We start from the raw sequence: 24,097 nt of genomic DNA, 5'->3' as shown, positions 1-24,097 counted from the left end.
TCCAGCTGCCCAGAGCGGCGTCCAGGAGCCCTGACCGGACGGGGATGATCGTCCCTCCACCCGACTGCGGACGCGGGCTGTCCGCGACGACGTCGGTCTCCGGTGCGGCGCTCGCCGGGGTGCGGCAGGCTGGGGCACATGGCACTGAAGTGGTACACCATCGTCGTCGACTGCCATGACCCGCAGGCGCAGGCCCGCTGGTGGGCGGAGGCCCTGAACTGGGAGGTCGTCTACGACACCCCGGACGAGGCGGTCGCGGTCCCGCGGCACGCGCTCGAGGAGCACGAGGAGGGCCCGGCTCCCGACCTGGACACCTGGATGCGGCGCGGACAGGGCCTGGTCTTCGTCCCCGTCCCCGAGGGCAAGACCGTCAAGAACCGCCTCCACATCGACCTCGCCCCGCACACCTCCCAGGACCGCGACGCCGAGATCCAGCGCCTGCTGGACCTGGGCGCGACCAAGGTCGACGTCGGCCAGGACGAGGCCGAGGTCACCTGGACCGTGCTCGCCGACCCGGAGGGCAACGAGTTCTGCGTGCTGTCCTCACGCGACCGCTGACTCCCACCCCCCTCAGAGGCGCCGGCGCACCGCATACCCTGAGGTCGTGACCGAGCAGAGCACCGCCCCGCAGCCCGCCGACGCCCCCTTCGACCCGAGCCAGTGGCAGGAGGTCGAGGGCTTCGAGGGCCTGACCGACATCACCTACCACCGCCACGTCGCGCTGGGCTGCGTGCGGATCGCCTTCGACCGCCCCGAGGTGCGCAACGCCTTTCGGCCGCACACCGTCGACGAGCTCTACCGCACGCTCGACCACGCGCGGATGACCCCCGACGTCGGCGTCGTGCTGCTCACCGGCAACGGCCCCTCCCCCAAGGACGGCGGCTGGGCCTTCTGCTCCGGCGGTGACCAGCGGATCCGCGGGCGCAGCGGCTATCAGTATGCGGAGCAGGGCACCGACGACGTCACGGCCTCCGGCGTCGACGAGGCCCGCGTCAAGGCCGAGGGCGGCCGGCTGCACATCCTCGAGGTCCAGCGGCTCATCCGCACCATGCCCAAGGTCGTCATCGCCGTCGTCAACGGCTGGGCGGCCGGCGGCGGCCACTCCCTCCACGTCGTCTGCGACATGACGATCGCCTCGCGCGAGCACGCGCGCTTCAAGCAGACCGACGCCGACGTGGGCTCCTTCGACGCCGGCTACGGCTCCGCCTACCTCGCCAAGCAGGTCGGGCAGAAGTTCGCCCGCGAGATCTTCTTCCTCGGCCGCGCCTACGACGCCGAGACCATGCAGCGGATGGGCGCGGTCAACATCGTCGCCGACCACGCCGAGCTGGAGACCGAGTCGATCCAGGTCGCCCGCGAGATCCTCGGCAAGTCGCCCACCGCCCAGCGGATGCTCAAGTTCGCCTTCAACCTCACCGACGACGGCCTCATGGGCCAGCAGGTCTTCGCCGGCGAGGCGACCCGCCTGGCCTACATGACCGACGAGGCCGTCGAGGGCAAGGAGTCCTTCCTGGAGAAGCGCGCGCCGGACTGGTCGCCCTTCCCCTGGTACTTCTGACCCTCAGGGGCACGTCTGCTCCTCCCGTGCCGGGCCGCCCCCACTTCATGCGGCTTTTCGACCTGTGTGCCGGCTATAACCGGCGTGAAGTGGGCTACCCCGCAGGAAGTCGAGTCCGGGGAGCCTGCGCCCATCGAGTCCCTGAGCCTGCGCCCTCCCTCCAGTCCGCGGGCTGCCGCCGCCCACACCCTTGGGGTATGCGGCGCCACGCCGAGCCTCATCGTCCTCTCACCAGCCCGTGCGAGACTTGGACGAGTTCCACCGACCGCACCACCGATGGGGAGGACTCCCGCACCATGCGTCGAGCGCTCGTCTGCACCCTGGCCGTCCCGGCCCTGATCCTCGCCGGCTGCTCCGGCGACGCCGAGCCGACCACGACGTCGCCGACCGTCGGCACCGCGAGCGATGACGCCGCAAGCGATGACGCCGCGAGCGATGACGCCGCCGACGACGCCGCGGACCAGACCACCGAGGGAGCTGCGGACGGGTCCGGGGGCCCCGCTGCCGACGATGACGCAGCCGACACCGCCGACGACGAGGCCGCCTCCGGCACCGACGCGTCGGGCTCCACGGCCGGTGCCGGCGACCCCGACGAGGTCGAGGGCGGCGCGGACGGCCAGGCGGCCGCCGACGTGGCCAAGGCCTTCTACGTGGCGATGATCGAGGCCGACGGCAAGGTCTGCGACCACCTCCTGTCCTTCAGTGACGCGGAGAAGCCGATGAAGGACCAGCCCTCCGACTACGAGACCTGCCAGGAGCTGCTGCCCGAGGTCCTCGCCGACGTGGCCCCCTCCGGCGACGACGAGCTCACCGCGATCATCGAGGCGATGCAGATCCGCGGCGCCGACGTGCAGGGCGACACCGCCGTCGTCGACGCCGACAACTACTCCGACCTCTTCGCCCAGACCATCGGCCAGGACCCGATCACCCTGCGCAAGATCGGCGACGAGTGGTACATCGACCTGGACCACTCCTTCCAGACCGCTGACTGACCTGGCGGTCCCCGCGTGACCCCGGCCGACGTCGTCCGGCACGAGCTGACGCCAGACCTCACGCTGGCCGAGCTCTACCCCCTGCTGTGCCGTGTCCTCGACGGCACCGACCGCGACCGCGTCGTGGTCGCGACCTCCGGCTCCTCCGGGACCCCCAAACGCGTCGAGCTCTCCGGCTCCGCCCTCCGCGCCTCCGGGGACGCGACGGCCGAGGTCCTCGGCGGCCACGGCCGGTGGGTGCTGGCCCTCCCCACGCACCACGTCGCCGGGCTCCAGGTGGTCGCGCGGTCGGTGCTCGCCGGCACCGAGCCGGTCACCCTCCCCGACGGTATGCGGTTCCGCACCGACTTCCTGTCCGCGGCGGTCCGCGCGGCGGGCTCGCACGGACACCGGGTCTACGCCTCGCTGGTCCCGACCCAGCTGCACCGCCTGGTCACCGACTTCGGCTCCGGGGGCCGCCGCGCCCTCAACGCCATCGACACCGTCCTGCTGGGCGGGGCCCCGGCCGACCCGGCGCTCCTGGAGCGTGCCCGCGAGCACACCCGGGTGGTCACGACCTACGGGATGAGCGAGACCTGCGGGGGCTGCGTCTACGACGGGACGCCGCTGCCGGGTGTCCGGGCGCGGATCGAGGACGGGCGCATCCTGCTCGGCGGTCCCGTCCTGGCCGAGCGCTATGTCGACCGGCCGGAGCTGACCGCCGAGCGGTTCCTGACCGACGGGAGCGGCCGCTGGTTCGTCACCGACGACCGGGGCACCCTCGTCGACGGCCGGCTGCAGATCCTCGGCCGGATCGACGACGTCATCATCACCGGCGGCCACAAGGTCGAGCCGCGCGACGTCGAGACCGCCCTGGCCGCCCTGCCCGAGATCGACGAGGCCGTCGTGGTCGGGCTGCCCGACCCGGAGTGGGGGCAGGTGGTGGCCGCGCTGCTGACCCCGACCTCCGCGGGCGACCTGTCCACGCGCCCCACGCTGGGCGAGCTCCGCCAGGCCCTCTCTCCCACCCTCCCCCCGCACGCGGCGCCGAAGCAGATCGTCTGGAGCGACCGCGTACCCCTCCTGCCCTCCGGCAAGCCGGACCGGGCCGCGGTCCGGGACCAGCTGACCGACGGTTGAGGACGGGACCCCCGGGCCGGGGTGGCAGAATGGTTCTCTCAGGGTCCGTCACGGCAGGAGGAGGTCACGGTGCTGCGCGTCCTGATCCCCGTCGTGGTGCTCGCCTTCACGATCTACTGCGTCGTGGACGCCGTCCAGACCGAGGACGACAAGATCCGTGGTCTGCCCAAGGCGCTGTGGCTGCTGATGATCCTGATCTTCCCGCTGGTGGGCGGCACCGCCTGGCTGATCGCCGGTCGCCCCGTGAGCATCCTGGACACCATCTTCGGACCGCGCCGGCCGGGTCTTGACTCCCGCGGCCCGGTCGGCCCCGACGACGACCCCGACTTCCTCAAAGGCCTGTAAGGAACCGCTCACCCATGGCATCCCTCGCCCAGTGGATCGAGGGCGCGCGCCCCCGCACGCTCCCGGCTGCCCTCGCTCCCGTCATGGTCGGCACCGCGTCCGCCCACGCCCTCGGCAGCTCCAACATGGGCCTGGCGCTGCTGGCCCTCGTGGTCGCCCTCGGTTTCCAGATCGGCGTCAACTACGCCAACGACTACTCCGACGGCATCCGCGGGACCGACGAGGAGCGCGTCGGACCGGTGCGGCTCGTGGGTCAGCGGCTGGCCGACCCGGCGAACGTCAAGATGGCTGCGATGGCCTCCTTCTTCGGCGCCTCCGTGGCCGGGCTGGCGCTGGTCGCCCTGTCCAACGCCTGGTGGCTGCTGGCCATGGGGGTCGTGGCGGTCTGGGCCGCGTGGCACTACACGGGCGGCAAGAATCCCTACGGATACCGCGGCCTGGGCGAGGTCATGGTCTTCATCTTCTTCGGCCTGTTCGCCGTGATGGGGACCACCTGGACGCAGGTCCACCGCATCGACCTGGCCACGGTCGCCGGCGCGATCGGCTGTGGCTTCCTGGCCTGCGCGATCCTGGTCACCAACAACCTGCGCGACCTCGAGGGCGACCGCGCCGCGGGCAAGCGCACGACGGCGGTGCGGCTCGGCTTCGCCCGCACCCGCAACCTCTACACCTTCCTGGTGGTCGGCGCCTTCGTCATGGTGCTCGTCGCCGCCCTCGCCCACTGGACCGCGCTGCTGGGTCTGCTCGCGGCGCCGCTGGCGGTCAAGCCGGTCAAGGTGGTGCGCGGGGAGAACTTCGGCCCCCAGCTGCTCCCGGCGCTGGCCCAGACCGGCATCCTCCAGCTCGGGTATGCGGCCGCCCTCACCCTGGGGCTCGCGCTCGCCTGACCCGGTGGCCAACCGCTCGACTCTGAGCCGGTGGCCGCCGCACCGCTCTGACCCGGTGGCCGCCGCACAGCTCTGAGCCGGTTGTTGTTCCTCACTCCCGGATACATCCGGCTCAGAGTGAAAAATCCGGCTCAGAGCGATGTCGCACCCATCGCCCGCGGATCACGTTCCGGTCACGTTCGCGACGCGGCCCAACCCTGGCCGCTGGCCCGACGTTAAGGTTGCCTCCGCAGGGAAGCGAGCAACGGAGGTCGCGGTCGATGGATCAGCAGGTCAGGGGCTCGGCCCTGCGTCGGGCGCTGGGGGTGCTGCTCGTCCTGGGCCTGATGGCCGCCGCGGCGGGAGCCGCGTGGTGGGCCGCTCGGGCGACGTTGACCTCCTCGGTGCCCGAGGACTCCGGCGCGCAGGGCACAGCCCAGGTGATGTGGGCCCAGGCCTCCGAGGGATCGGTCGGACGATCGCTGCCGCTGTCGACGACCCTGCGCCAGCCGGCGCTCCCGGTGGCCCAGAACGCCGTCTCCGGCGTGGTCACCAGCGTGTCCCCCGGCGAGGTCGACGAGGGCGACACGGTGTATGTCGTGGGGCGGACCCCCGTGCGGGTGGTGCAGGCCGACACGCCCTTCTGGCGGGACCTGGCCCGGGGCGTCAAGGGTGAGGACGTGGAGCCGCTGCAGCGGCTGCTCATCGAGCAGGAGCACCTGACCGGTGAGCCCGACGGCGACTTCGGGCCCGCCACCGAGCGGGCGGTCAGGGCCTGGCAGAAGGCGGAGGGCCGGGAGCAGACGGGCATCGTCCCGCTCGGTGAGCTCGTCGCCGTCAAGGACCTGCCGGCCGTCGTCCAGCTGGGCGAGGGGATCTCGGTCGGCAGAACCCTGTCCGGCGGCGAGGACGCGGTGCTGGCCCCGACGGGAGCCCGCGAGTTCGTGCTCGTGGTCACCCAGGAGCAGGCCCGGCTGATCCCGGCCGAGGCGACCGTCGAGATCTCCTTCGAGGACCACACCTGGGACGCGGTCATCGCCGCGTCGACGCTGGACGAGTACGGCTCGACCACCTTCACCCTCTCCGCCCCCGACGGCGGCGAGGTCTGCGGCGACGACTGCGGCGCGCTGCCCAACGACGCCCAGGTCACGCTGCGCTCGCGCGTCGTCGTGGTCCCGGAGGTGCACGGCACCACCGTGCCCGCCGCCGCCGTGCACACCCGGCCGGACGGCTCGGCGTATGTGGTCACCGAGGCCGGGGAGGTCGAGGTCACCGTGCGGGGGTCGGGGCAGGGCGTCGCCGTCGTCGAGGGAGATCTCTCCCCCGGCACCCGGGTCCAGGTCAGCGGTCAGGGAGGTGCGGGTCAGGCGCCGCCGCAGCCTGCGCCGCAACCCGCGCCGCAGCCCGGCAAGGGCGGCGATGGTGGCGAGGGCGGCGATGGTGCCGTCTCCACGCAGGAAGGCTGACGCCGGCGTGCTCGCGGTGCGTGATCTGAGCTTCGCCTACACCCGGGGCGGTGAGGAGCTCTTCGGCGGGCTGTCCCACGAGTTCACCCCCGGCGCGGTGACCGCGCTGACCGGTGCGTCGGGACGGGGCAAGTCGACGCTGCTCTACGTCCTGGGGCTGATGCTGACCCCGACCCGGGGCCAGGTCGTCCTGGACGGCAGCCCCGTCTCGACCGCCCCCGACGCGGTGCGGGCCAGGGTGCGGGCGCACCGCATCGGTTTCGTCTTCCAGGACTCCGCGCTCGACCCGACCCGGACGGTGCTGGACTCCGTGGTCGAGCCGGCCCTCTACGCCGGGTGGGGCCTGGGCCGGGCCCGGGCACGGGGCCGGGACCTGCTGGACCAGATGGGGGTGGGCGCCCGGGCCGACCACCGGCCCGGAGAGATCTCCGGCGGACAGGCCCAGCGCGTGGCGGTCTGCCGTGCCCTGGTGACCGACCCCCTGGTGATCCTGGCCGACGAGCCCACCGGCAACCTCGACCGCGACAACGCCGCCGGTGTCCTGGCCGCCCTCTCGGCCGCCGCCAGCGGCGCCAGCAGCGCGCGGGGCGCGACAGCCCCCGACGGCACCGACGCCGGGGACGGCACCGACGCCGGGGACGCCGGTGAGGGTGGCGAGGGTGAGGGACGCCGCATACCCCGGACCGTCGTGATCGCGACGCACGATCCCTTCGTCATCGAGCACGCGGACGAGGTGCTGGCGCTGTGAGATGGCTGCTGATGCTGCGCGAGGCCCTGGCGACGACCTGGGCCGCCAAGGTGCCCTCGGCCCTGGTGACCTTCCTGGTGGCCACGATGTGCGCGGCGACCCTGGCCACGGTGGGCCGGACGGCCGCGGCCGAGGAGCAGCTGCTGGCCCGGCTGGACTCCGCCGGCTCCCGCGTCCTGGTCGTCGCCGACGCCCGCGGCGACGACCTGATCTCGCCCACCATCGTCGACCAGGCCGCCGGGCTGTCGACCACCGAGCGCGCGGTCGGCACGCTCATCCCGGTCGACGTGGTCAACGGGGCGGTGGGGCAGGGCGCGACCCGCGTCCCGGCCTGGGGCGTGCACGGCGACCTGTCCGCGGTGGCGACGCTGACCTCGGGACGCTGGCCCGGCCCCGGCGAGGCCGTCGTGACCGAGGAGGCGATGGCTCGTCTGGGCCTGGACGCCCCGGTCGGCTGGGTCGCGCAGGCCTCCACCACGGTCGTCGACGACTGGGCGGTGGTGGGGGCGTTCGAGGCGCGCGAGCCTTTCGGGGACTACGGGTCGGGCGTGCTCTACGTCGCGCCCGAAGGGCGGGCGCTGGACTCGGTGCACGTCGTGCTCACCGACGCCGACGTCGCCCAGGCCGCCCAGGCCCAGGTGCTGCGGCTCATCGACCCGCCCGCGCCCGACGCGGTGACCGTCACCTCACCGGTCTCCCTGGCCCAGCTGCAGGAGCAGGTCACCGGCGACCTGGCCACCTTCGGCCGCACCCTGCTCCTGGGCGTGCTCGGCGGCGGGGCGCTGCTGGTGGCGATCGTGACCCTGGCGGACGTGCTCGTGCGGCGCAAGGATCTCGGCCGTCGCCGTGCCCTCGGGGCCACCCGGGCCGCGATCGTCTCCCTCGTGGTGCTCCGCACGCTGGCCCCGGCGCTGCTCGGCGCGGCGCTCGGCGTCGCGCTGGGGCTGTGGGTCACCAGCCGGGTGGGTGCCGGGGCCCTTCCCCCCTGGGAGTTCACCGGTGGCACCGCCACCCTGGCGCTCCTGGCCGCCGCGGTCGCGGCCGTGCCGCCGGCGCTCTACGCCGCGACCCGCGACCCCGTCAGGGTCCTGCGCACCCCGTGACCCGCCCGCGCCCCGGGCGGTCAGCACGCGGCGGTCAGCACGCGGCGGTCAGGATCAGCGGTAGTCCTCGTCCTCGGCGAACGGTCCGTCCTCGGCGGTGCGCTCGGCCTCGATCTTCTCCTGCCGGCGGGCCGACCGCTCCTCGATCCGGCGCTCCAGCCCGGCCGCCATGGCCTCCCGGTCACGGGCGAGCAGGAAGTAGGACGCGACCATCGACAGGGCCATCGCCCCGACCGCGGCCCACATCCAGCTGATGTCCAGCAGGAGCAGGAGCGCGAAGCAGCCGAAGAAGATCAGCAGGCGCATCAGGGTGTAGCGGACGGCGATCAATTGCTCACTCCCGAGTAACTGTGCAGACCGGTCATCAAGAGGTTGACGGCCGTGAAGTTGAGCACGACGCAGACGAAGCCGACGATCGCCACCCAGGTCGCCTGGCGGGTCGTCCAGCCGCTGGTGGCGCGGGCGTGCAGGTAGGCGGCGTAGATGACCCAGATGACGAAGGTCCAGGTCTCCTTGGGGTCCCAGCCCCAGTAGCGGCCCCAGGCCTGCTCGGCCCAGATCGCCCCGGCGACCAGGGTGAAGGTCCACAACGGGAAGGCCACGATGTGCAGGCCGTAGGTGATCCGCTCCAGCTTCCGGGCCTGCGGCAGCGCCGCCAGCCAGCCGCGCACGGCACCCTTCTTCTCCGCGGTGTCCTTGAACAGGTAGGCGATCGCCACCGAGGCACCGATGACGAACAGCGCGGTCGACAGGATCGCGATCGTCACGTGGATGATCAGCCAGATGTTGTCCAGCGCCGGCATGAGCTGGGAGGCCTCGGTGTACCAGCCCAGCTTCGCCGCGCCCAGCGTCAGCAGCACCGGCAGCACGACGAAGGGGCCCAGCCACAGCCGGTCCTTGCGCAGGCTCCACACCGAGTAGATGACCAGGGCGAAGGAGGCGGTCATGATGGCGTACTCGTACATGTTGCCCAGGGGCGCCCGGGAGACGGACATCCCGCGCAGCACCGTCCCGGCGACCACGAGCAGGGTCGCCAGCCAGGTCAGCTGCAGCCCGACGACGCCCCAGCGGCGCGACCCGCGGACGGGCTCGACGGCTCCGGGCCCCTCCGTCGCGGGAGCGGCGGGGGCGCCGCTGCCCACGAGCTGACGCTCCTCCACCCGCTCCGCCTTGGGCTGCTGGGCCGCCCCCGCCACCGCCAGGTGCACGAGGAAGGCCAGCAACGCCGGCGCCAGCGCGATGATCGAGCCCCAGATCGCGTAGTCCGAGGCCATCGCCAGGGTCTGGTTGGTCATGCGTCGTCCTTGTCTGTCTCGGCGTCGTCGTGCGACGGCGCCAGGTCTGTGCGTGCCGGCTCGGCCTCGTCCGGGACCACCCGGCCCCCTGACGCGGCCACGATCTGCTCCATGATCTCCTCGACCAGGTCCTCCAGGCCGGGGTCGGTGCCCTTGGGCAGGCCGGCGACGGCCAGTCCAGTATGCCGCGCCTGCTCGCTGGCGGGGTTCACGGAGCCGGCGGACGCCGCATACCCCGGCTCGACGCGGACGAAGACGCGGCGACGTCGCACGCCGAGCATGAGGACCAGACCGAGCAGCGCGACGCCGGAGAAGGCGAGCGCCGGGGCGCGGCCGGGGTCGTGCCGCACGAGCAGACCCGCCCAGCGGATCACCGACTCTATCTCGATGCTGCCGCGCCCGTCGGCGAGCTCCAGACTCTCGCCGGGGCGGATGAGCAGGCCCGCCTCGCCGTCCTCGCCGACGAGCTGGGTCATGTCCTCGGTGTCGATGTCGAAGACGGACTGGGCCCCGCCGTCGGGGAAGAGGTCGCCCTCGAAGGCGGTGAGCACCAGGGCCGGGTCGACGAGCCCGGGGAAGGAGGAGATCGGCCCGAGCGTGGGGTCGAAGGTCAGCGTCGGCATGAAGTAGCCCACGAAGCCCAGGTTGGGCTCCACGCCGGTGACCTTGATCGCCCCCGTCGAGGCGTAGTTGTTGTCCTGCGGCAGGAAGGTGACGGCGTCCTGGAAGGTGATGCGCCCCTCCGCGTCCGTGACGGTCACCACGGGCGCGTAGCCGTTGCCGAGCAGGTAGAGAGAGGTGTTGTCGACCTGGAGCGGCTTGTTGACCGCAAACTCGTCGGCACGGGCCGCCCGGTCCCCCTGCTGGATCGTCGCCCGGCCCTGGAAGACGCGCGGCTGCCCGAACTGGGCACCGGTCGCCTCCGCCTCGAACTGCACGTCCAGCTCGTCGAGGCGGAAGCTGAAGACGGGGATGTCGCTCTCCCGGACCAGCGGGCCCATGGTGAGCGTGTCGAAGTTGCCGGCCCCCGTGGTGAAGGTCTCCCCCTCACGCACGATGATCTCGCCGCGCCAGCCGAACAGGTGCCCGCCCGCGACGGACACGATGATCCCCAGCAGCGCGAGGTGGAAGAGCAGGTTGCCGGTCTCCTTGAGATAGCCCTTCTCCGCCGAGACGACCAGCGCGCCGTCCGGCTCCTCGCGGAGGCGGTAGCGGCGTCCCTCGAGGGCGGCGCGGGCGGCGCGGGCGACGGTGGCCGGGTCCGCGTCGATCACGGTATGCCGATGCTCGGGCAGGCGGGACAGTCGCCTCGGGGCGCGGGGCGGCTGGGCACGCATCGCCTCGAGGTGCTGGCGCGTGCGGGGCAGGATGCAGCCGATGAGGCTGATCATCAGGAGCAGGTAGATCGAGGCGAACCAGGGCGAGGCGTAGACCTCGAAGAGGCCCAGCCTGTCGAGCCAGGGCGAGATCTCGGGGTTCTCCCGGATGTAGCTGACGACCCGCGCCGGGTCGACGCCCCGCTGAGGGAAGATCGATCCGGGGATGGCCGCGACGGCCAGCAGCAGGAGCAGGAAAAGCGCGGTGCGCATGCTGGTCAGCTGGCGCCAGACCCAACGGGCCCAGCCGATCGGACCGAGACGGGGGCCGCCGATCGTGGTGCGGTTCTTGGGATAGGTGGGCTCGATCTTCTGGGCCTCGGCGGCGCTCTGGTCGTCGGCGACCTTCTGGTCGTCAGCCGTCTTCACGTCGTCAGCCATCGTCAGATCACCGTCTCGAAGTTGGCGACGAGGCGGGCCTGGAGCCAGGCGGTGATGTCGTTCCAGAGGCCGGCGACCATGAGCAGGCCGAGGAGCACGAGCAGCGTGCCGCCGATCCGCTGGATCATCAGGTAGTGGTCGCGCAGCCAGCGTGATGCCGTGGTCACCCAGCCCAGGCCGACCGCCACCAGGAGGAAGGGCAGCCCCAGGCCGAGGGAGTACGCGGTGCCCAGCACCAGGGCGCGGCCCACCTGCCCGTCACCGGGGATGATCGAGGTGCCCAGGGTCTGGATGGCCACCAGCGCCGGGCCGCTGCACGCGGTGAAGCCGAGTCCGAAGGCCGCCCCCAGCAGGGGTGCCCCCGCCAGCCCGGCCGCCGGGCGCCAACGGATCTGCCAGGAGGTGCCGGGCTGGAGGATCATCACCAGACCCAGGGCGATGACGACGGCCCCGGCCACGCGCAGGAGGGTGCCCTGGTGCTCGGTGAGGGCCAGCCCCAGGCCGGAGATCACCACGCTCATGAGGAGGAAGACCAGGGTGAAGCCGAGCACGAAGAGGGCCGCCCCGGCGAGCAGGCGCCGTCGGGAGGAGGTCTCGGTGCCGGTCATGCCGCCGACGTAGCCCAGGAAACCGGGCACGAGCGGCAGCACACAGGGGCTGGCAAAGCTGACCAGCCCGGCGAGCGCGGCGACGGCGGCGGCCAGCAGGAGCGGGCCGGTCAGGACCAGCTCGCTCACCCGGTGGCTCCAGGTGCCTCGGTCGTGGTGGCGGCGTCCTCACCGGGCTCGTCGGCCAGGACGTCGTCGATCAGGCTGCGCAGGGTGCTGGCGCTGACCGGCCCGTTGACGCGGGCCGCCAGTCGGCCCTGCCCGTCGAGGACGAGGGTCGTGGGTCGGGCGGTGGCCAGGCCCTGGAGCTGGGACAGCGCCCGACCCCCGTCGTCCGCCAGGGAGGGATAGGAGACCTTGTGCAGCTCCTGGAAGGCGAGCGCGTTGGGCACGGAGTCACGGACGTTGACGCCGATGAACTGGACCGGCTGCCCGGCCTCGCGCTTCTCCGAGGCCACCGCCTCGAGGTCCGGGACCTCCTTGACGCAGGGGCCGCACCAGGAGCCCCACACGTTGACGACCAGCACGGTGCCGGCATGGTCGGTCGAGGCCCAGGGCTGGTCCTCCAGTGTGGTGCCGGCGAGCTCCAGCGTGGTCGCGCGGTCCTCGGGTGCCAGTTGCTGGATGGTGCCGTCGCCGGCGACATAGCCCTTCTGGTCGCCCTGGCGCATCTGGTCGTTGATGCTGTTGCCCCCGTCGTCGCAGCCGGTCAGCAGCAGGAGCGCCGCCACGACCGGGGCGAGGACCGCACTGCGCCTCATCGGCCGATCACCTCGGTGGAGGTGCCGGTGACGTCGAGGGCGCCCACCAGCAGGTGGCCGGCCGGCTCGGCGTAGGTGATCCGGACCGGGAGCCGGCCGTGGAAGAGGATGCTGGTGACCGAGGCGAGGGTGCACTCGCGACGCCGCGGGTGGTGCCACAGCCGGCGCCCCTCCAGCGAGCGACGCAACATCCAGATGGGCAGCTGGTGGCTGACCACGACGGCCTCATGCCCCTCCCCCACCAGACGGGCGCTGTCGACGGCGTTGCGCATCCGCGCGGCGATCTGGGCGTAGGGCTCGCCCCACGACGGCCGGAAAGGATTGGTGTAGGCCTTCCAGTGCTCGGGCCGCCACAGCTGCCCCTCACCCTGCCCGATGGTCAGGCCCTCGAAGTGGTTGCTCGACTCGATCAGCCGGGAGTCGTGGTCGACGTCGAGGCCGTGGGCGGCCGCGATGGGGGCCGCGGTCTCCAGCGCCCGGGACAACGGCGAGGACACGACGTGGGTGACGCCGCGACCGGAGAGGTGGTCCGCGGTGGCCTGCGCCATCTGGCGTCCCCGGTCCGAGAGGTGGTATCCGTCCAACCGGCCGTAGAGGACCCCATCGGGGTTGTGCACCTCGCCATGGCGCACGACGTGCACCACGGTCACCGGGGTCCCGTCGTGGAGGGTCCGCCCCTCGGGCGACTCGGAGGCGCGCTCGGGCTCGGGGACGACGTCGGACATGGGCCGGATTGTCCCACGCCTACCTGAGCGTCTCCTGAGGTCTGCGCGCCCGACGTCTCGTGGATTCTAGGGTCGGCCGGGCTTCAGCCCGGCTTGACCACGAGAACCTCGCAGTCGGCCTCCATGAGGATCCGCTGGGCGGTGCTGCCCATGATGAGCTTGCCGACCGTCGAGCGCCGCCGGGTGCCGATGACCAGGACCTCGGCCGGCAGGCCGTGGGCGCGGTTGAGGATCATCGTGGCCTCGTCCGGCCCCACCGGCTGCTCGAACTCGGTGGGCACCCCTGCCTCCCGCGCGCGGGCCGCCATGGCCTTGAGCTCGCCGTAGCGTGCCTCCGCCCGCTGCTTGCCGGGCTGGATGTGCAGGGCGTTGAGGATGAGCAGCCGCGCACCGCGCATCGAGGCCTGCCGGACCGCGGCCTCGAAGGCGGCCGCCGCCGCGCGGTGCGGCACGTGCGCCAGGATGACGACGGGCTGGTCGTCCTGGGTCAAGGCCGCCCCTCCCGCTCCCCGGAGGCCACCTCGGCCGCCGACTCGTGGATCGCCTCGACCGCCACCTCGAGGGCCTCGTCGTCGTGGGCCGCGGAGACGAACCACGCCTCGAACGCGCTGGGCGGCAGGTGCACGCCCCGGCGCAGCATCGCGTGGAAGAAGCGCCCGAAGGCGGCGGTGTCCTGGTCCTTGGCGTCGTCGTAGTCGGCGACCTCGCCCTCGCGGAAGAACACGCTGAACATCGACCCGGCCCACTGGATGCGGTGCGCGATGCCGTGAAGGTTGAACGACTCGGTCACCGCCTCGGCCAAGGTCCCGGCAACCACGTCGAGGCGGCGGTAGACGTCGTCCGTGCAGGCCTGGAGGGTCGCCAGCCCGGCCGCGGCCGCGACGGGGTTCCCCGAGAGGGTGCCGGCCTGGTAGACCGAGCCCTCCGGGGCGAGGTGGGCCATGATGTCGGCCCGACCGCCGAAGGCCGCCGCGGGGAAGCCGCCACCCATGACCTTGCCGAAGGTGAACAGGTCGGGGGCGCCGCCGGCGGGCACCCCTTCCAGCCCGAGCCAGCCCGCCGCAGAGCAGCGGAAGCCGGTCATCACCTCGTCGCTGACGAGCAGCGCGCCGTGCGCGGCGGTGACTCGGCGCAGCCCCTCGGTGAAGCCGGGCGCCGGAGGCACCACGCCCATGTTGCCGGGGCTGGCCTCGGTGATCACCGCGGCGATCTGGTCGCCCCTCTCGGCGAAGACGGCCTCGACGGCCGCGAGGTCGTTGTAGGGCAGCACGATCGTCTCGGCCGCGGCGCTCGGCGGGACCCCGGGGCTGTCGGGCAGCCCGAAGGTCGCCACCCCCGACCCGGCAGAGGCCAGCAGCGCGTCGACGTGACCGTGGTAGCAGCCGGCGAACTTCACGATCACCGACCGGCCGGTGAAGCCCCGCGCCAGGCGGATCGCGCTCATCGTGGCCTCGGTGCCGGAGCTGACCAGGCGCACCTGCTCGACCGGGTCCACGCGGGAGACGATCTCCTCGGCCAGGAGCACCTCACGCTCGGTCGGCATCCCGAAGGAGAAGCCGGACGCGGCCGCCTCGGCCACCGCGCGCAGGACGTCGGCGTGGGCGTGCCCGAGGATCATCGGCCCCCAGGAGCACACGAGGTCGACGTAGCGGTTGCCGTCGGCGTCCCAGAGCCACGGCCCCGCGGCGCGGGTCATGAAGCGCGGGGTCCCTCCGACGGAGCGGAAGGCCCGGACAGGAGAGTTCACCCCGCCGGGGATGACGGTGCGGGCCCGCTCCAGGAGCGCGGCCGAGGCTGGGGTCGAACCGCCCTCGCCCCAGGTGGGCCCGGAAGGATCAGGTGAGGTCATGCCTCATACCCTGCCACGTCGCCGACCATGCTCCTGCCGCCGCGCTCCCGCGCCGCCGTGCACCCGGGTCACACCGCGTCGACGGCCTGCTCGTCGCTGGCGCGGGTCTCGCGGATGACGCGCTTCATCAGCTCGCCGTAGGCGAGGAGCTCTTCGCGCGTGAGGTGGTCCAGCAGCGCCGAACGCACGCTCTCGACGTGCACGGGGGCGAGCTGCTCGATGATCTCGCGGCCCTCGGGGGTGAGCGCGAGCACCACGCCCCGGCCGTCCCGGACCGAGCGCACCCGACGCACCCAGCCGCGGCGCTCGAGGCGGGTCGCGGTGTGGCTGACGCGGCTGCGGGACTGCACGATGAGCTCGGCCAGGGCGGCCATCCGGATCCGCGACCCGGGCGCCTCGGAGACCATGGAGAGCAGCTCGTACTCCCCCACGCTGACGTCGTAGGGGTCCAGCGCGGTGTCCATCGCGACCCGCACCATGTGGGAGGAGCGCAGGATCGCGCGCCAGGCGGACTGCTCCTCCGCGTCGAGCCAGCGCGGCTCGACGTGCTCGGGCTGACCGTTCAGGACCCACCTCCCAGGAGTCGTGCCGCGTGGGCGGCGTAGTAGGTGAGGACCAGCTGGGCGCCGGCGCGACGGATCGAGGTCAGGGTCTCCAGCACCATCCGGTCGCGGTCGAGCCAGCCGTGGGCCGCGGCAGCCTCGATCATGGCGTACTCGCCGCTGACCTGGTAGGCCGCGACCGGCACGTCCGCGAGCGCGGCGACGTCGGAGAGGACGTCGAGATAGGGCAGGGCCGGCTTGACCATCACCAGGTCCGCGCCCTCCTCGAGGTCCAGGGCCAGCTCGCGCAGGCTCTCGGTGCGGTTGGCCGGGTCCTGCTGGTAGGTCGCCCGGTCGCCCTGGAGGGTGGAGGCGACCGCCTCGCGGAAGGGACCGTAGGCGGCGGAGGCGTACTTGGCCGTGTAGGCCAGCACGGCCACGTCCTGGTGCCCGGCCGCGTCCAGCGCCTGCCGCACGACCCGCACCTGCCCGTCCATCATCCCGCTGGGTCCGACGACATGCGCGCCGGCCTCGGCCTGCACCACCGCCATCTCGGCGTAGCGCTCCAGCGTCGCGTCGTTGTCGACGCGGCCGTGGTCGTCGAGGACGCCGCAGTGCCCGTGGTCGGTGAACTCGTCCAGGCACAGGTCGCTCATCAGCACGGTCCGGTCGCCGAGCTCGTCCCGCAGCCGTCGCAGGGCGGCGTTGAGGACGCCGTCCGGATCGGTCCCGCAGGTGCCGACGCCGTCCTTGTCCTCGTCGCGGGGGACGCCGAAGACCATGATCCCGCCGACGCCGAGGTCGACGGCCTCGCGCGCGGCCGCGACCAGGCTGTCGGGGGTGTGCTGGAGCACGCCGGGCATGGAGGTGATCGGCTGCGGCTCCTCGATGCCGTCCCGCACGAAGACGGGCAGGATCAGGTCGGCCGGGTGCAGCCTGGTCTGGGCGACGAGGCGTCGCACCGCCGGTGTCGTGCGCAGCCGCCGGGGGCGCACGACAGGGGTCGGGTATGCGGCACCCTCCCGGGTGCCGCCGTCACCTCGGGGTCGTGAGGGCCTGGTCCCGTTCACCTGCGGGCGCGGCTGCGCCGGCCGCTCGCGCGCTTCTGGCTGGGGCGCAGCACCGGCTCGCCGGCCTTCTGCGCCTGGTCCGCCAGCATCTGGGCGTGCAGGGCGAGGGCGTCGACGAGGGCGATGGCACTGGCCTCGGAGGCCACGACGTCGACCTTGAGCCCGTGCTCCTCGGCGGTCTTGGCGGTCGCGGGGCCGATGCAGGCCACGACCGTCGTCGGGTGCGGCTTGCCGGCGATGCCGACCAGGTTGCGCACCGTCGAGGAGGAGGTGAAGCAGACCGCGTCGAAGACACCGCTCTTGATGGCTTCGCGCACCGGCGCCGGCGGCGGGGCGGCGCGCACGGTCCGGTAGGCGGTGATGTCGTCGACCTCCCAGCCCAGGTCGCGCAGGCCCGCGACCAGGGTCTCGGTGGCGATGTCGGCGCGGGGCAGGAAGACCCGGTCGATCGGGTCGAGGACGTCGTCGTAGGGCGGCCAGGCCTCGAGCAGGCCACGGGCGGACTGCTCGCCGTCCGGGACCAGGTCGGGCTCCAGGCCCCACTCGCGCAGCGCGTCGGCGGTGGCGCCCCCGACCGCGGCCAGCTTGAGGCCGGAGAAGGCGCGGGCGTCCAGGCCGAGGGCCTCGAACTTCTCCCGGACCGCCTTGACGGCGTTGACGGAGGTGAAGCCGATCCACTCGTAACGGCCGGTGACCAGGCCGCGGACGGCGCGGTCCATCTGCTGCGGGGTGCGGGGCGGCTCGACGCTGATCGTCGGGACGACCGAGGAGGTGGCACCGTAGGCGGCGATCCGGTCGGTCATCGGACCGGCCTGGTCCTTGGTGCGGGGCACCAGGATCGACCAGCCGAAGAGCGGCTTGGTTTCGTACCAGCTGAGCTCGGCGCGCAGCTCCACCTGCGGGCCGACGACGGCGACGGTGGCCTCGGGGGCGCCGCAGGTGCCGTTCTCCAGGGCGGTGATGGCCTCGGCGAGGGTGAGGACGGAGGTGTGCTGGGTGACCGTGGTGCCGTGCTCGGTCAGGGCGACCGGGCTCTCCGCGGAGCGGCCGGCTGCGCGCAGGGCGTCCAGGCCGTCCTTGAGGTCGGCGCCGCTGCCCAGGAGGACGACGGTGATGTCGTCGTGGACCGACAACGACCAGTCGGTGGCCGGGTCGCCGGCGGTGAGCATGTGGAGGGCGCCGCTGCGCTCGTGGGCGGTCAGCGGGACACCGGCGTAGGCGGGCACCGACCAGGCGGTGCTCACACCGGGCACGATCTCGAAGGCCACGGAGGACTCGCGGCAGGCCATCGCCTCGGCGGCCAGGCCGCTGAAGGCGCTGGGGTCGCCGTCCATGAGGCGCACCACGAGGTGGGCGGGGCTGGAGAAGCGGGTGGCGGTCTTGACCAGGAGCTTGGCCCTGGCCGCCTCGGTGAGCGGCTTGCCCCCCTCGGTCTGCGGGCCGGCCACGACGAACTCGACGTCCTCACGGGTCCAGGGGCGCACCTCGTCGGCGCGGTGGAGGGTGTCCAGGAGCACCACGTCCGCCGCCGCGAGGTAGTCGCGGGCACGAACGGTCAGGAGCCCAGGGTCACCGGGTCCGGCACCGACGAACGCCACGCGTGCAGCGGTGGTCCCGTCGACGAGGGGCGCGGTGGTCAGCGCGGCTTCGGTAGTCATGCTCACACTCCGGTGTGTGTGACCTCGGGCGACGCGGGCGGGGGCAGGCTGCCCTCGCCCCCGACGGTGCCGGGGTCGAGACGGGTCAACAGGTGGTCGGCCACGGTGTGGCCAAGCGCGACCGGGTCGGTCCCGGTCGCCTCGTGGTGCTGCGGGCGGTCCTGCAGCGACACGAAGACTGAGAGGGCGAGCGCGCCGGGCGTGGCGTGCTCGGGGGCCGCGGAGGCATCGGCCGCGGTGGTGTCCGCCGGGGCGGCGTAGGCCGCGACGGGGGCGGTGCACCCGGCCTCGAGACGGGCCAGCACCGCCCGCTCGGCGTCGACCGCGGCGCGCGTGGGGGCGTGCTCGAGGGCGCCGGCGAGCAAGGTGCGGAGGTCGTGGTCGGCCTCCCGGCACTCCACGGCCAGGGCTCCCTGGCCCGGCGCCGGCAGCATCACGGACAGGTCGAGCAGCTCGGTGGCCTCGTCGAGGCGGCCCAGCCGGGACAGGCCGGCCGCCGCCAGGACGATCGCGTCCAGCTCGCCGTCGCGGACCAGGTCGATGCGAGTCCCGACGTTGCCGCGGATGTCACGGATCTGGAGGTCCGGACGCCGCTGGCGCAGCTGGGCGGCACGGCGCGCGGAGCCCGTCCCCACGGTGGCTCCCTCCGGCAGCGTGTCCAGCGTCAGACCGTCGCGGGCCACGAGCACGTCCCGCGGGTCCTCCCGGACGGGGACTGCGGCCACGACCAGGCCGGGCTCGGGAGTGGTGGGCAGGTCCTTGAGGGAGTGGACCGCGAAGTCGATCTCGCCGGCGGTGAGCGCGTCACGCAGCGCGGAGGCGAAGACGCCGGTCCCGCCGATCTGGGAGAGGCTGGCGCGGTTGGTGTCCCCGACCGTCTGGACCAGGGTGAGCTCCACGTCATATCCCTGGGCGCGGAGGTGGTCGGCGACCCACTGGGACTGGCTGGTCGCGAGGGCGCTGGCGCGGGTGCCCAGCCGCAGGGTGCCCCGGCTCATCGAGACCCCCTCCCCCGCGCGGAGTCGTCGTGGTCGGGCAGCAGGTGGGGCCCGGCGGCCGGTGGCGCCGAGACGGCGGCAGCGTCGTAGGGGTCGAGGTCGAAGAGCTCGCGGAAGGCCTCGCCGAGGTCGCCGGCGCGGATCTCGGTGCTGCCCTGCTTGGCCCGCACGACCGGCGTGTGCAGCACCTTGTCCACGACGCGACGCAGGGTCTGCCTGACCTCCTCGCGCTCCTGGGGGAGCAGGTCGGGCAGGCGCTGGTCGAGCCGGGTCAGCTCGGCCTCGACGACCTGGGCGGAGCGGGTGCGCAGGGCGGCGATGGTGGGCGCGAGACGGGCGGCCCGGCGCCGGGCCAGGTGCTCGGCGACCTCGCCGTCCACGATCTCGCGGACGGCCCGGACCGCCAGCTCGACGTCGTCGGTCGTCTCGCCCTCCGCGCGGGCACGGTCCAGCTCCTCGTCCAGCTCGGCCAGGCCCCACAGACGCACTCCGGCCAGGCGGGCGACCTCGGGGTCGACGTCGCGGGGCAGGGCCAGGTCGAGCAGGACCATCGGGGCGCCGGCGCGACCCTGTGCCGTGCGGGCGCGGGTGAGCAGGTCCGCGCCGACCACGTGGCCGAGCGCCCCGGTGCCGGTCACGACGAGGTCGGCCGCCCCGACGAGGGTCTCCAGGCGGGACCAGTCGTCGGCCCGGACGCCGTGGAGCTCCGCGAGCCGGTCGGCACGGTCACGGGTGCGGTTGAGGATGGTGACGTCGTCGATGCCCTCACGGACCAGGGTGGCCACGACCAGCCCGGACATGGCGCCTGCGCCCAGGACGACGACGCGGGAGGCGGTGAGGTCGGGCAGGACCCGTGCGGCACGCTCCAGGCCGAGCGCGACCAGCGAGCGGCTCACCTGGTCGATGGTGGTCTCGGCGTGGGCACGCTTGCCCACCTTCAGGGCGCGCTGGAGGAGGGGGTTGAGGACGGGCCCGAGGTGGCCGGCCTCCTGGGCGCGGGACAGGGCGGACCGCAGCTGGCCCAGGATCTGGCTCTCGCCGACGGCCATGGAGTCCAGTCCGCACGCGAGGGAGAAGAGATGAGAGACCGCACGCTCGTCGTAGTGGACGTAGACGTGCGGCATGAGGTCGTCGCCGGTCAGCCCCGTCACCTTGCAGAGTGCCTCCCCGACCTCGGCCAGGGCGCCGTGGAAGGTGTCGGCCTCCACGACGACCTCGAGTCGGTTGCAGGTCGCCAGGACCAGCGCCTCGGCGACGTGGTCACTCGCGTGGACGACCGAGCCCAGCTCCTGCACGCCCTGGGGGGACAGCGCGGCCTGCTCCAGGAGCTGGATGGGGGCGCTGTGGTGGCTGACGCCGACGACGAGGATGCTCATCCGGCATCACCGCAGACCGAGGCGAGGTCGCGCTGGTGGGCGTGGAAGGCGAGGACCTGCAGCTCGCTGGCCAGGTCGACCGCGCGCACGTCGACCTGCTCGGGGACGCGGAGCACGACGGGGGCGAGGTTGAGGATCGAGCGCACACCGAGTGCCACGAGGGCGTCGGCGACATCCTGGGCGACGGTGGCCGGGGTCGCGATCACGGCCACGGCGACGGCGGCGAGCGCCGGGTCCAGATCGGCCAGCGCCCGGACCGGGAGGCCGTGGACCTGCTGCCCGACGAGGGCGGGGTCCTTGTCGACCAGGGCGGCCACCCGGAAACCACGGGTCGCGAGCTGGCCGTAGGCGGCCAGCGCCCGTCCCAGATTGCCCAACCCGACGATGACGAGGGGGTGCTCGTCGGCCAGACCCAGCTCGGCCGAGATCTGCTCGGAGAGGCGCTGCACGTCGTAGCCGACACCGCGCACTCCGTAGGAGCCGAGGCTGGAGAGGTCCTTGCGCACCTGGGCCGAGCGCAGGCCGAGCAGGTCTGCCAGGTCGTCGCTGGAGACGGAGACGCACCCCTGCTCGGACAGCGACGTGAGCGCACGCAGGTAGCCGGGGAGCCGTCCGACGGTGGCCTCGGGGACCCCGCGTCGGGTGGACTCGGCCATCACAGCGCTACGGCTCCTCTCGGGACGATCGACGCCGACCGGGCGCCTTATATCACTAGGCCCTCACGGTCTGACGCGGACCCCCTCACAATAGGCGCGAACCCCGTCCTGACCAAAACGCGTGCCGGAGCCCGCCCCAGGGGCGTCCCACCAGCCACACGCCATCAGGTTCGGGCGGCTCGCCGTGGCCGGCAGCCCTCAGGTCGCTCGTCGCGTCAGCGCGGCCCGGACCTCCTCGTCGGTCAGTCTCCAGTGCCCGATCTCCACCCCGTCGACGACGAGCACGGGCACGAGCGTGTGCAGCCGCGCGGCCAGCTCCTGGTCCTCCGGCCGGCTGGAGCGGGACAGCTCGTCCACGTCCTCGACGGCGACCACGACCGACCGGCCGGTGCTGCCCGCGGTCGCCCGGACCTGCTGCTCGAGCTCCTCGCAGAGGTGGCATCCCTGACGGGACCAGATGAGCACCTCGACGGGGTCGACGTCCGCCGCGGCGTCGACCTGGCGTCCGCTCGGCGGGGCGGGACGGGACCATGGCCACCGCACGATGTCCTCCTCGGGTCCGTGGACGTGCTCTTGCCGGGCGTGCTCTTGCCGGGCAACGCAGAAGGCGCCAGCCCTGAGGGGGCGGCGCCATCTGCCGATCGACGGGGCGGCTCTCACCGCCCCCGCGATCACTTCTTGTTGCGACGCTGGTGACGCGTCTTGCGCAGCAGCTTGCGGTGCTTCTTCTTGGCCATCCGCTTGCGGCGCTTCTTGATCACAGAGCCCATAGGGCGCATCCTTCGTCTCGTCGGTCAGGGTCGTGCCAGCCGTCTCCACGCGGGAGGGCAGGCGACGCTGCCACATCTACTCGCACGACGGGTGCCCTCCAGAATAACGGCTGGGCGAGGCCGTCCCCAAACCGTGGCGGTCCGGGGAGTCTCGGGGAGGTGCCCTCAGGCGGTCCCGTGGTAGGAGTCCTCGAGGTAGGCGTTGACCGCCTTCTCGGGAACCCGGAACGAACGGCCCACGCGCACCGCGGGGAGCTCGCCGGAGTGCACCAGGCGGTACACGGTCATCTTGGAGACGCGCATCACCGCGGCCACCTCGGCCACGGTCATGAACGTCATCTCGGCGAGCTGACGCTCTTCTGCCATCGAAGCATCCTCATCTACTCGGGCGTGGATGCGGGCTCGGCTTCCCCTCCGGACCGCTTCCACCTGGGTGTTGTGGCCCAACACTAGGGGCAGATGTGGTCATTGCGAAAGTCGGGGCGCGATATTGTCCAGCGCAACACGCCGTGTGGGGCAGAAAAATGCCAACGGGACGGTATGGCGCTTCTGTGCCAGGAGGGTTCTCGGCACCTCTCGGAACCGTCGCCCCGGTCGGAGGCGGGACCCGCTCAGTCCAGGAATGGATCCAGGCCCCAGCCGGGGAAGACCGCGCGCCGGGTGGCCATGATGGCCGAGTCGACGGGGTCCTCGGGGTGGTAGCCGTCGGCCCAGTCACCGTAGCGGATCGGGCGGCCACCACGGTCCCCCATCAGCTCGGGGGCCTCCCGGTCGTAGTTCTCCCTGACGTGCTGCAACCACTCGGCAGGGACGGGGGTCGCGGGGTCGACCGGGTGGCCGGTCGCCACGCCGATGAGGTGGGTCCACGCGCGGGGCACGACGTCGACGAGCTCGTAGCCGCCACCGCCCAGGGAGACCCACCTGCCGTCGCTGGCGGTCAGCGCCAGGTCACGGACCCACTCGGTCACCGTCGCCATGCCCTCCATCGAGACCGACAGGTGCGCCAGCGGGTCGGCGTAGTGGCAGTCGCAGCCGTGCTGGCTGACGATGACGTCGGGGCGGAAGGCCCCCACGATGGTGGGCACCACGGCGCGGTAGGCCCGCAGCCACCCCTCGTCGCCGGTGCCGGGGGGCAGCGCCACGTTGACGGCCGTGTCCTGGGCGCGGGGGCCGCCGGTGTCGCCGGGGAAGCCGGTGCCCGGGAAGAGCGCCCGGCCGGTCTCGTGGATCGAGACCGTCATGACGCGCTCCTCGTTCCAGAAGCAGCGCTCGACGCCGTCACCGTGGTGGACGTCCAGGTCCAGGTAGACGACCCGCTTGGCGCCCAGGTCCAGCAGACGCTGGATTCCGACGGCGATGTCGTTGTAGACGCAGAACCCGCTGGCCGCGTTGGGCATCGCGTGGTGCAGGCCGCCGGCGATGTTCACGGCGTGCCGGGCCTGGCCCGACCACACGGCCTCGCACGCCTCGAGGGTGCCGCCGGCAGCGAGGGCCGAGGCCTCGTGCATGCCCGCGAAGGCGGGGGTGTCCTCGGTGCCGACGCCGTGCCGCCCGCCAGCTCCGGCGGGGTCGAGCGAGGCAGCCTTGACGGCCTCGATCAGCTCGGGGGTGTGGACGGTGAGCAGCTCCTCGTCGGTGGCCTGCCGCACCGGCTGCACGAGGACGTCCTCGTGGTCGAGCAGCCCCAGCGCCTTGGAGAGGCGGTAGGTCAGGTCGAGCCGGGAAGGGTGCATGGGGTGGCCGGGGCCGAAGTCGTACGCGGTGTAACGCTCGTCCCACATCACCCATGACCTGGTCATGGCTTCACGGTAGTCCACCCTCCACGACCACGCGTA

At 73.0% G+C, this 24,097-nt stretch carries 27 protein-coding genes; 9 read left to right on the top strand and 18 right to left on the bottom strand.

Going from position 1 to position 24,097, the window contains the following annotated elements; genetic code table 11:
- The first annotated feature begins 138 nt into the window (after positions 1-138).
- The 9 genes from ACTMMA_RS09005 to ACTMMA_RS08965 all read left to right on the top strand — a co-directional run bounded on the left by ACTMMA_RS09005 (position 139) and on the right by ACTMMA_RS08965 (position 8,197).
- Positions 139-558: a VOC family protein gene (locus tag ACTMMA_RS09005; protein ID WP_441189778.1), complete on the top strand. Its 420-nt coding sequence runs from the start codon at positions 139-141 to the stop codon at positions 556-558.
- A 46-nt stretch (positions 559-604) separates the two neighbouring features.
- Positions 605-1,558: a 1,4-dihydroxy-2-naphthoyl-CoA synthase gene (locus ACTMMA_RS09000; RefSeq protein WP_441189777.1), complete on the top strand. Its 954-nt coding sequence runs from the start codon at positions 605-607 to the stop codon at positions 1,556-1,558.
- A 296-nt stretch (positions 1,559-1,854) separates the two neighbouring features.
- A complete protein-coding gene (locus ACTMMA_RS08995) occupies positions 1,855-2,550 on the top strand; it encodes a hypothetical protein (protein WP_441189776.1) in 696 nt (231 codons plus the stop codon).
- Between the two features lie 15 nt (positions 2,551-2,565).
- The gene (locus ACTMMA_RS08990; protein ID WP_441189775.1) at positions 2,566-3,669 is read left to right on the top strand and encodes an AMP-binding protein; all 1,104 of its coding nucleotides are present in this window, start codon (positions 2,566-2,568) and stop codon (positions 3,667-3,669) included.
- Between the two features lie 69 nt (positions 3,670-3,738).
- Positions 3,739-4,014, top strand: coding sequence for a PLDc N-terminal domain-containing protein (locus ACTMMA_RS08985; protein WP_441189774.1), 276 nt, complete (start codon positions 3,739-3,741; stop codon positions 4,012-4,014).
- A gap of 14 nt (positions 4,015-4,028) precedes the next feature.
- Complete coding sequence (locus tag ACTMMA_RS08980; protein WP_441189773.1) at positions 4,029-4,901, top strand: 1,4-dihydroxy-2-naphthoate polyprenyltransferase; 873 nt, start codon at positions 4,029-4,031, stop codon at positions 4,899-4,901.
- A 260-nt stretch (positions 4,902-5,161) separates the two neighbouring features.
- Positions 5,162-6,346 (top strand): peptidoglycan-binding protein, encoded by a 1,185-nt coding sequence (locus ACTMMA_RS08975; protein WP_441189772.1) that lies wholly within the window; start codon positions 5,162-5,164, stop codon positions 6,344-6,346.
- A gap of 7 nt (positions 6,347-6,353) precedes the next feature.
- Positions 6,354-7,094 carry an ABC transporter ATP-binding protein gene (locus tag ACTMMA_RS08970; RefSeq protein WP_441189771.1) on the top strand — a complete coding sequence of 247 codons (741 nt, stop codon included), beginning with the start codon at positions 6,354-6,356 and terminating at the stop codon, positions 7,092-7,094.
- Positions 7,091-8,197 (top strand): FtsX-like permease family protein, encoded by a 1,107-nt coding sequence (locus ACTMMA_RS08965; RefSeq protein ID WP_441189770.1) that lies wholly within the window; start codon positions 7,091-7,093, stop codon positions 8,195-8,197. Before ACTMMA_RS08970 ends, ACTMMA_RS08965 begins: the two co-directional genes overlap by 4 nt.
- A 54-nt stretch (positions 8,198-8,251) precedes the next feature.
- Here ACTMMA_RS08965 and ACTMMA_RS08960 read toward each other — a convergent pair whose 3' ends face one another.
- From ACTMMA_RS08960 to ACTMMA_RS08875, 18 genes are all read right to left on the bottom strand, one after another.
- Positions 8,252-8,527: a DUF4229 domain-containing protein gene (locus tag ACTMMA_RS08960; RefSeq protein WP_441189769.1), complete on the bottom strand. Its 276-nt coding sequence runs from the start codon at positions 8,525-8,527 to the stop codon at positions 8,252-8,254.
- Positions 8,524-9,492: a c-type cytochrome biogenesis protein CcsB gene (gene ccsB, locus ACTMMA_RS08955; RefSeq protein WP_441189768.1), complete on the bottom strand. Its 969-nt coding sequence runs from the start codon at positions 9,490-9,492 to the stop codon at positions 8,524-8,526. Before ccsB ends, ACTMMA_RS08960 begins: the two co-directional genes overlap by 4 nt.
- Positions 9,489-11,249 (bottom strand): cytochrome c biogenesis protein ResB, encoded by a 1,761-nt coding sequence (resB, locus tag ACTMMA_RS08950; protein ID WP_441189767.1) that lies wholly within the window; start codon positions 11,247-11,249, stop codon positions 9,489-9,491. The genes ccsB and resB overlap by 4 nt, the downstream gene beginning before the upstream one ends.
- Positions 11,250-11,251: 2 nt before the next feature.
- A complete protein-coding gene (locus tag ACTMMA_RS08945; RefSeq protein WP_441189766.1) occupies positions 11,252-11,986 on the bottom strand; it encodes a cytochrome c biogenesis CcdA family protein in 735 nt (244 codons plus the stop codon).
- Positions 11,983-12,618 carry a TlpA family protein disulfide reductase gene (locus ACTMMA_RS08940; RefSeq protein WP_441189765.1) on the bottom strand — a complete coding sequence of 212 codons (636 nt, stop codon included), beginning with the start codon at positions 12,616-12,618 and terminating at the stop codon, positions 11,983-11,985. Before ACTMMA_RS08940 ends, ACTMMA_RS08945 begins: the two co-directional genes overlap by 4 nt.
- A complete protein-coding gene (locus ACTMMA_RS08935; protein ID WP_441189764.1) occupies positions 12,615-13,343 on the bottom strand; it encodes a histidine phosphatase family protein in 729 nt (242 codons plus the stop codon). Before ACTMMA_RS08935 ends, ACTMMA_RS08940 begins: the two co-directional genes overlap by 4 nt.
- 83 nt (positions 13,344-13,426) lie before the next feature.
- On the bottom strand, positions 13,427-13,834 hold the full coding sequence (locus tag ACTMMA_RS08930; RefSeq protein ID WP_441189763.1) for a universal stress protein: 408 nt from the start codon (positions 13,832-13,834) through the stop codon (positions 13,427-13,429).
- Positions 13,831-15,192, bottom strand: coding sequence for a glutamate-1-semialdehyde 2,1-aminomutase (gene hemL, locus ACTMMA_RS08925; protein ID WP_441189762.1), 1,362 nt, complete (start codon positions 15,190-15,192; stop codon positions 13,831-13,833). The genes ACTMMA_RS08930 and hemL overlap by 4 nt, the downstream gene beginning before the upstream one ends.
- 68 nt (positions 15,193-15,260) lie before the next feature.
- Positions 15,261-15,656, bottom strand: coding sequence for a MarR family winged helix-turn-helix transcriptional regulator (locus ACTMMA_RS08920; RefSeq protein ID WP_441189761.1), 396 nt, complete (start codon positions 15,654-15,656; stop codon positions 15,261-15,263).
- Positions 15,657-15,754: 98 nt separating this feature from the next.
- Entirely contained in the window at positions 15,755-16,729 is a 975-nt protein-coding gene (gene hemB / locus ACTMMA_RS08915; RefSeq protein ID WP_441189819.1) for a porphobilinogen synthase, read from the bottom strand.
- A 71-nt stretch (positions 16,730-16,800) separates the two neighbouring features.
- The gene (locus ACTMMA_RS08910) at positions 16,801-18,462 is read right to left on the bottom strand and encodes a bifunctional uroporphyrinogen-III C-methyltransferase/uroporphyrinogen-III synthase (protein ID WP_441189818.1); all 1,662 of its coding nucleotides are present in this window, start codon (positions 18,460-18,462) and stop codon (positions 16,801-16,803) included.
- Positions 18,463-18,464: 2 nt separating this feature from the next.
- Positions 18,465-19,460, bottom strand: a complete 996-nt coding sequence (gene hemC / locus ACTMMA_RS08905; protein WP_441189760.1) for a hydroxymethylbilane synthase — start codon at positions 19,458-19,460, stop codon at positions 18,465-18,467.
- Positions 19,457-20,836, bottom strand: coding sequence for a glutamyl-tRNA reductase (locus ACTMMA_RS08900; RefSeq protein WP_441189759.1), 1,380 nt, complete (start codon positions 20,834-20,836; stop codon positions 19,457-19,459). Before ACTMMA_RS08900 ends, hemC begins: the two co-directional genes overlap by 4 nt.
- Positions 20,833-21,543: a redox-sensing transcriptional repressor Rex gene (locus tag ACTMMA_RS08895; protein WP_441189816.1), complete on the bottom strand. Its 711-nt coding sequence runs from the start codon at positions 21,541-21,543 to the stop codon at positions 20,833-20,835. Before ACTMMA_RS08895 ends, ACTMMA_RS08900 begins: the two co-directional genes overlap by 4 nt.
- A 147-nt stretch (positions 21,544-21,690) precedes the next feature.
- Entirely contained in the window at positions 21,691-22,035 is a 345-nt protein-coding gene (locus ACTMMA_RS08890; protein ID WP_441189758.1) for a glutaredoxin family protein, read from the bottom strand.
- A gap of 128 nt (positions 22,036-22,163) precedes the next feature.
- A complete protein-coding gene (locus ACTMMA_RS08885) occupies positions 22,164-22,262 on the bottom strand; it encodes a 30S ribosomal protein bS22 (RefSeq protein WP_003792170.1) in 99 nt (32 codons plus the stop codon).
- Positions 22,263-22,427: 165 nt separating this feature from the next.
- A complete protein-coding gene (locus ACTMMA_RS08880) occupies positions 22,428-22,628 on the bottom strand; it encodes a helix-turn-helix domain-containing protein (RefSeq protein ID WP_441189757.1) in 201 nt (66 codons plus the stop codon).
- Between the two features lie 245 nt (positions 22,629-22,873).
- Entirely contained in the window at positions 22,874-24,061 is a 1,188-nt protein-coding gene (locus tag ACTMMA_RS08875; protein ID WP_441189756.1) for an acetoin utilization protein AcuC, read from the bottom strand.
- Between the last annotated feature and the right edge of the window lie 36 nt (positions 24,062-24,097).

Origin of the sequence: Ornithinimicrobium panacihumi, from assembly GCF_052073805.1 — a bacterium.
Taxonomy (GTDB): Bacteria; Actinomycetota; Actinomycetes; order Actinomycetales; family Dermatophilaceae; genus Ornithinicoccus; species Ornithinicoccus panacihumi.
The sequence above is the reverse complement of the archived record's forward strand: the minus strand, read 5'-3'. Positions and strand labels throughout refer to the sequence as shown.